The sequence below is a fragment of the Gemmatimonadetes bacterium SCN 70-22 genome (assembly GCA_001724275.1).
Taxonomy (GTDB): Bacteria; Gemmatimonadota; Gemmatimonadetes; order Gemmatimonadales; family Gemmatimonadaceae; genus SCN-70-22.
This window is the reverse complement of sequence record MEDZ01000039.1, coordinates 23,835-32,484: the sequence shown is the minus strand read 5'-3', so window position 1 is coordinate 32,484 and position 8,650 is coordinate 23,835. Positions and strand designations below refer to the sequence as shown.

The 8,650-nt window shown below is 72.0% G+C and carries 4 protein-coding genes; 2 read left to right on the top strand and 2 right to left on the bottom strand.

Features of this window, described 5'->3' with window-relative positions; genetic code table 11:
* On the bottom strand, positions 1-3,096 hold a 3,096-nt coding region (locus ABS52_16090), incomplete at its 3' end, for a hypothetical protein (protein ODT01882.1).
* Between the two features lie 269 nt (positions 3,097-3,365).
* On the opposite strand from ABS52_16090, the gene ABS52_16085 reads away from it, so the two are divergent.
* Entirely contained in the window at positions 3,366-4,562 is a 1,197-nt protein-coding gene (locus ABS52_16085; protein ID ODT01881.1) for a hypothetical protein, read from the top strand.
* A complete protein-coding gene (locus ABS52_16080) occupies positions 4,559-6,040 on the top strand; it encodes a hypothetical protein (GenBank protein ID ODT01880.1) in 1,482 nt (493 codons plus the stop codon). The genes ABS52_16085 and ABS52_16080 overlap by 4 nt, the downstream gene beginning before the upstream one ends.
* 59 nt (positions 6,041-6,099) lie before the next feature.
* Here ABS52_16080 and ABS52_16075 read toward each other — a convergent pair whose 3' ends face one another.
* Complete coding sequence (locus ABS52_16075) at positions 6,100-8,607, bottom strand: oxidoreductase (GenBank protein ODT01879.1); 2,508 nt, start codon at positions 8,605-8,607, stop codon at positions 6,100-6,102.
* Positions 8,608-8,650: the final 43 nt, after the last annotated feature.

Genomic DNA, 8,650 nt, shown 5'->3' with positions numbered 1-8,650 from the left:
GAGCGGGGCCGCATGCCCCTCGCGGTAGGCGGAGACCAGCGCGTGCAGGAGCCGGCGCGCGTCGCCGACCGGTCCCAGGGGGAGCGACACCACCTTGTCCTTCTTCTTCCCGACGAGCACCGTGCCGGCGGGGAGCGTGTCGGCGGGGAGCGAGCCGGCGTCGGCGTCACGCGCCGCGCACATCGCGACGTGCTCCACCCAGGCGCGGATGCGGTGTCCCGGGCCGACCTGGCCGGCGCGGACCACGTAGCGCCGCCCGTCGCGGATGCCGTTGATGCGTCCCGTGAGGCGCCACCCCTCGCCGTCGATGGCGAAGGCGACCGGATCCTGCCGCGTGTGGTTGGGAGGAAGCTGCGTCAACACCTCGTCCACCTGCTCCCAGAGCTTGCCGTGCCAGGCGCTCCCGAGCGCCTGCGGTGGGAGCGCCCCGTTGGCCACCAGTCGGCGGCGCTCGCGCTCGGCATCGCGCTCGCCGCCTAACGCCGAGGCGAGCATCTTCGCCCTCACGCTCCCCTGGTCCAGCGGCGAGGGCTCGAACATCTCCTCGTCGGCGACGCCGGCGTCGTCGCCGGGAAGGGTGAGGCGGAGGACGCGGGTGCAGAAGAAGCGGCTCGGGTTCTCCCAGCAGGCGACCAGGTCGTCGAGGGTGAGCTCGAGTCGTGCCGGCGCGGTCGCCGCGGGCGCCGCCGGCGGGATGGGAGTCGTGATGGGAGTCGCAGCGGACGGCGCGACGGACGGCGCGACGGACGGCGCGACGGAAGGCGCGACGAAAGGCGCGACAGGCGTCTCGATGGGGAGCGTGGGCGCGATGGCTCCCGTGACGAAGGGGAGGTCGCCGTCCCGCTGGCGCGTGGTGGCCTGGGCGGCGCTGGCGTGGGCGCGCGAGTAGGTGACGAGGCGCGGGTCGCGATCAGGGGCGAAGTACTTGGGGGAGAACGGCTGCAACGGGTGCGCCACCACCAGTGCCTCCCGCGCGGCGCCGCTCGTGCGCCGGTCGAGGTGATCGAGCAGCTCGTCGATCACCACCGAGGGGGCGCGCGGCGAGTTGTCGCTCACGGCGCGCCCGCTGTACGCCAGGATCAGCCGGTCCTGCGCCGCCAGGAGCAAGTCGAGGAAGAGCTGGCGATCGTCGCTCCGCAGGTCGCGGTCGCCCTCGCGCCGCGAGTGCTCGAGGAGGTCGAAGGCCGACCGGCGTTCGCGGCGGGGGAAGACGCCGTCGTCGAGCCCCACCACGGCGATCACGCGGAACGGGAGCGAGCGCATGGGCTTGAGCGCAGCGACCGTCATCCCTCCCTGGAGGAAGCCGCTCCCGAAGCCGTCGTCGTCGAGCTCCCCCTCCAGCCAGTCGCGCACCACCGCGAACGGGACGAGCGAACCGTAGCGCGCCACCTCCTGCAGCGCCGAGAGGCGGCGGACGCTCGCCGTGAGGGCGAGGACCGTCTGCTGCTCGGCGACGTCGCCGGCCACGAGGAAGCGCTCGACGGTGGCGAGGAGCGCGGCGCTCCAGTCGGCGAGCGTGCGCGCGGCGCGCCAGCCGGCGATGGTGGCGTGCAACGCGTCGACCCACTCGGCGAAGGTCGCGAGGATCTCCGGTTCGCCGGCCGTGTCGCCGGCCTCGGGAAGGACGCCGAGGACCGGATCGTCGAGTCGCCCGACCGCCGTGCCGAGGAGGAGGCGATCGAGCCCCGCGCGCCAGGACGCGTCCTCGTAGCGCGGGAGCCCCAGGGCCTCGCGCGACTTGTCGTCGTAGCCCCAGCGGACGTTGGCGCGGTCGATGAGTGCCTCGAGCGCTTCGACCTCGCCCTCGGTGAGCCCCGCCGCCTGACGAGCAAGGGCGTGGGTGAGGAAGGCCAGGACCTCGCTCCGCTCGAAGCGCCCCCCCTCGAGGGCGAGGAGGCGCAGCAGCGCCTCGGCAGCCGGTTCGGTGCGGCGCAGCGGACGATCGGCGATGCGGTACGGGATGCGCGGAGTGTCGTCCGCCCTCACGCCGAAGACCGCGTCGACGATCGGCGCCCATTCGGCGGCGTCGGGGACGAGGAGGATGATGTCGTGCGGACGGAGCGTGGGGTCGGCGGCGAGGGCGGCGAGGAGTTGGTCGCGGATGATCTCGACCTGGCGCAGCTGGCCGTGGGCGTCGTGGATGCGGAGCGAGGGGTCGCCGGCCGACAGCGTGAGCGCCGAGGCGCCGGCATCGTTGGCGCCGAGCTCGCGCTGGAGCGTCGCGAGGATCCCGTCCCCCTTCGCCCCGTGCGCGGGGAGGGGCGTGATCCGGGCACCGAGCCTGGCGAGCGCGAGGAGGAATTCGCGCGACTGCGACCCGAAGGTCGCGGCGAGCGGGTGTGGTGCCTCGGGGGCGAGGGCGGCGCTGTAGATCGTGACCGGGACGTGGCGGGCGAGGGCGACCAGGAGCTCGACGAAGACGGGGGGGAGCGTGCTGACGCCGAAGACCGTGATGCGCCGCGGGAGGGTGGCCGGGAGCGTTCCGTCGAGGGTGTCGATCATCCGCCGCATGCGCGCCGCGAGGTGCAAGGCGCCGTCGCCGACGTCGGCGCAGAGCGTGCGCCAGAGCGCCGCCTGCCAGCGGGCGTGCGGGTGGTCAGGCGGGGTGTCGCGCCCTGCCTCCCATTCGCGGAGGATGTCGGCGCGGAACATCTGGTAGTCGTCGAATCGCGCGGCGACCTGGGCGGCGAGGCCGAAGCGGGCACGCTCGTCGATCGGCGCGCGGCCGTCGCTGCCGCGCAGGTAGGCACGGAGCGGGGCGAAGGTGTCGTCCCCCTGGGGGAGGGCAGCGAGCAGCGCGTCGATCCGCCAGGCCAGGGCGTCGCGGGAGAACGGGTCGCGGTCGTCGCGCGGGGGGCGCTCAGGGCTCAGGCGCTCCCCCAGGTCGCGGGCGAAGGACGCCGGGAATGGGAGGGAGAGCGAGCCGGCGCAGCCGAATCGGTCGGCCAGCTGCAACGTGAGCCAGCGGCGCATCCCCTGCGACTGGACGACGATGACCTCGGACTCGCGCGGGGGGAGCGGGGCGTGCGCGAGCGACTCCGCGAAGTGATCGAAGAGCGGGGCGAGGTTGGGCGAGGTGACGAGATGAAGGGGCATCCGGCGGCGTTGGCGCGATCGGCGGCGTGCTCGACGGAATGGAAGCTACGGGAGGGGGTGACAGTGCGGTGAGGGGCGTGGGACGCGCGCCACAGCGGACGTCGCCCCCCGGCAGCCGGCGCGGCGAGGCCTCGCCCTCGCAAACTCACCCTCGACGAATCGCCTCGCATTCGCGATACTGTCGCGCATCGATTCCGGGCCCATTCACTCAGGCAACGCGTCTACCGGGAGACGCGTGCGGAGCGGGCCGTGGCACCCTTCGTGCGCGCTTGAGGCGATCACCCTCCGCGTTTCCACCGCCGCCGTCGAAGTCCAGTGCGCGCCGCCGCGTCGGCGAGCGCCCCGCCCCGCCCCTCCTCGTCTGGGTCCTCGTCCCCCAGGTCGAGTCGGACGACCCCACGATCCAGTACTACTACGACTACTCGTCGAGCGAAGCGGAGTTCGACCGCGCCTTCGCCGCACTGGGGATCGCCTATCGCTGGCAGCCGGTCACGATGGAGAATTTCCGAGCGGTGATCGACGCGATCCGCGACGCCTCGCGCGAGCATGCGCCGCGCGGCCGCACCACGCGCGACCAGCGCCCGGTGGTCTTCAACCTCTGCGACGGCGACGAGGTCAACGGCGCCCCCGGGATCTCGGTCGTCAGGCACCTGGAGGAGAGCGGGCTCCCCTACACCGGGGCCGACGAGCACTTCTACGCGCTCACCACCTCGAAGATCACGATGAAGTCGGCCTTCGAGGCGGCGTGCGTCCCGACGGCACCATGGGAAGTGATCGCCCCGAGTGCGCGGCGCGTCCCCGGGCTCTTCCAGCGCATCGCTCCCCCCCTCATCCTCAAGCCCGCCATCTCCGCCGGCTCGCTCGGCATCGGGTGCGACAACGTCGTCGCCACGGCGCGCGCGCTGCACGTGCGGCTGGCCGCGCTCCGCGCGGGGGTGCATGGGTGGTCGGTCGCCGACGGGGGGCTCTTCGTCGAGCGCTTCGTCGACGGTCCCGAGTTCACGACGTTCATCGTCGGCAGTGCCGGCGCGCGCGACCACGCCATCATCTACCCGCCGGTGGAGCGCGTCTTCAATTGCGCGCTCCCCCGCACGGAGCGCTTCCTCTCGTTCGACCGCCTGTGGGAGACCTACGAGCGCGAGGCGCCGGTGGGGAATGGCGGGGACCTCTGGAGGTACGCCCCGCCCCCCGCCTCGCTGCGCGAGCGCATCGAGGAGGTGAGCTGGGCGGCGTACGAGGCGGTCGGGGGGACCGGCTACGGCCGCATCGACCTGCGCATGGACGAACGCACCGGCGACCTGTTCGTCCTCGAGGTCAACGCCCAGTGCGGACTCTCCGAGGACGAGAACATCACGTCCATCGGAGCGGTGATCCGCCTGGCCGGCACGACCTACGCCGCCGTCGTGCAGGCGATCCTGCACGAGGCGCTGCGCCACGCCGAGGAGAGCGTGCGGCTCGCCTCATGACGCCGGGAGCGCCCACGAGCACCTCGGCCAGCGGCGAGCGCCTCAAGATCTGCGTCCTGCAGCCCGACTACTCCCGGTCGGACGTGGACTACGGCAACTACGATCCCAAGCGCGACCTCACGCGGATCCTCGCCCCGCACGAGGTCACGCACGTCCAGATCAACAAGCTGACGACCTTTCGCCAGCTGCGGGAGCTGTCGAGGCAGGGATACGACCTCTACGTGAACCTCATCGAGGGCTACCTCGACTGGGACATCCCTTCCATCGACGTCGTCCATTCGCTCGACCGCCTCCGACTCCCGTACACGGGACCCAACGCGGAGCTGTACGATCCGCCCAAGGTCCTGATGAAGTACATCGCCCACATCTCGGGGGTGAAGACGTCGCCGCACGTGGTGGTGACGAGCGTGGACCAGGTGCACGAGGCCGCCCGGAAGCTCCGGTTCCCCCTCTTCGTGAAGCCGGCGCACGCCGGCGACTCGCTCGGCATCGACGCGCGCTCGCGCGTGACCACCATCGACGAGCTCCGCGCCAAGGTCGCCGACACCCTTCCCGGCTACCCCGAGCTCCTGGTCGAGGAGTACATCGACGGGCGCGAGTTGACCGTGCTGGTGATCGCCGACGCGACGGCGCACGGCAAGGTGCGCGCCTTTCGTCCGGTGGAGTGGGTCTTCGACCGCGAGCCGCGCTTCAAGACCTACGCCCACAAGACGTCGGAGCTGCACCCCGACGCCAACGTCCCGGTCACCGACGAGGCGCTCGTCCGGCAGCTGCACGAAGCGGCGATCGACGTCTTCAACGGCTTCGACGCCGTGGGCTACGCGCGCATGGACTTCCGCCTCGACGGCAAGGGCGACCTGTACTTCCTCGAGGTGAACTTCAGCTGCTCGATCTTCTACGCCGACGGCTACGAGGGGTCGGCCGACTACGTCCTCAAGCACGACGGGATCGGCCAGGCCGGCTTCGCCCGGCTCATGGTGGCCGAGGCGCTCGCCAGGCACCGGCGCCGCGTGCGTCCCTTCCGCATCGAGGGATCGCCGATCGCCGGCTACGGGATCCACGCCACCCGCCCCATTGCCCGTGGGGAGATCGTCTTCCACGGCGAGGAGCGCGCCCAGCGCATCGTCACCCGCTCGCACGTCGAGGCAACCTGGAGCCGCGCCGAGCTGGAGAGCTTCCGGCACTACGCCTACCCGCTCTCCGACGAGGTCTTCGTGCTGTGGGACTCCAACCCCTCGGAGTGGGCGCCGCAGAACCATTCGTGCGACCCCAACACGGCGTTCGTGGGGCTCGACGTGCAGGCGCTGCGCGACATTGCGCCTGGCGAGGAGCTCACGCTCGACTTCGCCACCTTCCTGTCCGACACCAGCGCCTCCTTCACCTGCAACTGCGGCGCCGCCCGCTGCCGCGGGACGGTGCGCGGAACGCCGGGGAACTCGGTCACGCTGCGCGAGCGGAACCGGCGGGAGCGGCGCTGACGGGAGCGGCGCTGACGGGAGGGGCTCCCGCGCGAGGGGCGTCGCGGCGACGTCGCCGGTCACCCCTTGACGCGCGCCATCCCCGGATCATACAGCGGCGCCAGCGACGTCACGGCCGGGTAGCGCCGCCCGGCGATCTCCACGTCCCACGCCCCCGCATCGAGCCACCGCTGGTCGATCGGCTCGCCGGCCCGCTCGATCATCGCCAGCCCCACCGCGCCGCCCAGCGTGTGCCCGTACGACGCCGCCCGCACGTACCCCATGGCCACATCGTTGCGCCTGACGACCTCGGCGTGGAACATCAGCGGCTCGGGGTCCTTCACCAGCACCTGCACCAGCTGCTTCCGCACCCCCGCCGCCTTCATGGCCAGCACCGCCTCCTTCCCGAGGAAGCCGCCGGGCTTCCGCAGGTCGACCGCGAAGCCCAGCCCCACCTCCAGCGGACTGTCGGTGTTGTCGATGTCGTGCCCGTAGTCGCGGTACCCCTTCTCCATCCGCAGCGAGGCAAGCGCCTTGAGACCGGCGTGGCGCATCCCCACCTCCCGCCCCGCCTCGACCACGAGGTCGTACACATGCACCGCCTGCTCGGTGGGGACGTACAGCTCGTACCCCAACTCGCCGAGGTAGGTGATGCGGACCAGCAGGACCCGCGCAAATCCGATGTCGACCTCGCGTGCGCGGCGGAACGGGAAGGCCTCGTTCGAGAGGTCCGCGGTGGTGAGGCGCTGCAGCAGCTCGCGCGAGCGCGGCCCCTGCACGTTGAGCTGCGCCCAGGCGCCGGTCACGTCGGTCGTGACGCAGTGCGCGTCGAGCGGGGTGTGGCGCCTGAGCCAGGTGAGGACGTGTCGGTGCGCGGTGTCCGAGGCGACGACGAGGAACGCCTGTTCGTCGGTCGCCCCCGTGAAGCCCGCCTCCAGCTTGGTCACGGTGAGGTCGGCCTCGATCGTCCCCCCGGCGTTGAGCCACTGCGTATACGTCGTGCGCCCCGCCGCGCCGTCGACCCGGTTGGCCGAGATCCAGTCGAGGACGCGCCCGGCGTCGACCCCCTGCACCAGGAACTTGGCCATGAACGACATGTCCATCAGGATCACGCCGGTGCGACAGGCCTCGTGCTCCCCCTCCCAGTTCTGCCACGAACGCGGGCGGCCGAAGGTGAGCGGCTCGGGTTCGGGCGTGCGTCCGTCGGCGCTGTACCAGTCCGGGCTCTCCCATCCGCTCACGTCCCGGAACCAGGCGCCGCGCGCCGCCAGGCGGTCGTGGATCGCGCTCCGCCTGGCCCCGCGCGCGGTCACCATCGAGCGGTTGGGGTAGTGCGTCTGGTACACCAGCCCTAACGACTCGACCGTCCGCGTGCGCCGGTACTCGGGGTTGGCCTGGTAGCGGTGCAGCCGGTCGACGTGGAACGCCGTCATGTCGCAGTCGGGGCGCCCGGCAAGCATCCAGTGCGCCATGGCCCGCCCCACGCCGCCGCCCGTGAGGATCCCGATGGAGTTGAGGCCGGCGGCGACGAAGTAGTTCCGCAGTTCCGGCGACTCGCCGAGGCACGGCCTGAGGTCCGGCGTGAACGACTCCGGGCCGCAGAAGAGCTTGCGGATCCCGGTGCGGAAGGAGATCGGGACGCGGTGCATCGCCGTCTCGAGATAGGGGCCCACACGCTCCCAGTCCGGCGCGATCTCGCCGAAGGCGAAGTCGGCCGGCATCCCCTCCACGCCCCAGGGGGCGCAGACCGGCTCGAACAGCCCGATCATCAGCCCTCCCCCCTCCTCGCGGAAGTAGCCGTACGACGCCGGATCCTCCAGCACCGGCCACGACTTCGAGATTCCCTCGATCTCCTCGGTGAGCAGGTAGTAGTGCTCCGCCGCCTGCAACGGGATCGTGACCCCGCCGTGCAGCCCCAGCTCGCGCCCCCACGCCCCGCCGCAGTTGATCACCATCTCGCACATGATGTCGCCGGCCGAGGTGCGCACCCCGGCCACCGTCCCGCGTGCGGTGACGAGCCCCGTCGCCGCGACCCCCTCGAGCAGTCTCGCCCCCTGCTTCCTGGCCCCGGCGGCGAGCGCCATCGTCACGTCCACCGGGTTCACCCGGCCGTCCTCCTTCACGTAGAAGCCGGCCAGGATGTCGTCGGTGCGCGCCACCGGGAACAGGTCTTGCACCTGGCGGGCGGAGATCTCGTGCACGTCCACGCCGCAGTAGCGGTTGAACGCCGCCACCCGCCGGTATTCCTCGAGGCGCCCCTCGTCGATGGCGCACTCGATGAAGCCCACGGGCCTGAAGCCGGTCGAGAGCCCGGTCTCCTGCTCGAGGCGCGCGTACAGCTCGCGCGTGTACTTCCGGAACTCGGTCGACGTCTCGGACGTGGAACCGAACGTCACCATCAGCCCCGCCGAGTGCCACGTGGTGCCGGCGGTGAGCTGGTGGCGCTCGAGCAGGACGACGTCGCGGCACCCCATGTGCGCCAGGTGATAGGCGACCGAGCAGCCGATGACGCCGCCGCCGATGACGACGACCCGGGCATGCGCGGGGAGCGACGACGCGCCCGCGTGGGACGGGGCTGTGGTGGTCATGCCGGCAAAGCTACCGCCGAAATCGGCCAGGCGCCCGCCGCGC

Bases quoted from the DNA above. Each gene is read 5' to 3' on its own strand.
- ABS52_16075 (ODT01879.1), bottom strand. From the start codon at position 8,607: ATGACCACCACAGCCCCGTCCCACGCGGGCGCGTCGTCGCTCCCCGCG.
- ABS52_16080 (ODT01880.1), top strand. From the start codon at position 4,559: ATGACGCCGGGAGCGCCCACGAGCACCTCGGCCAGCGGCGAGCGCCTC.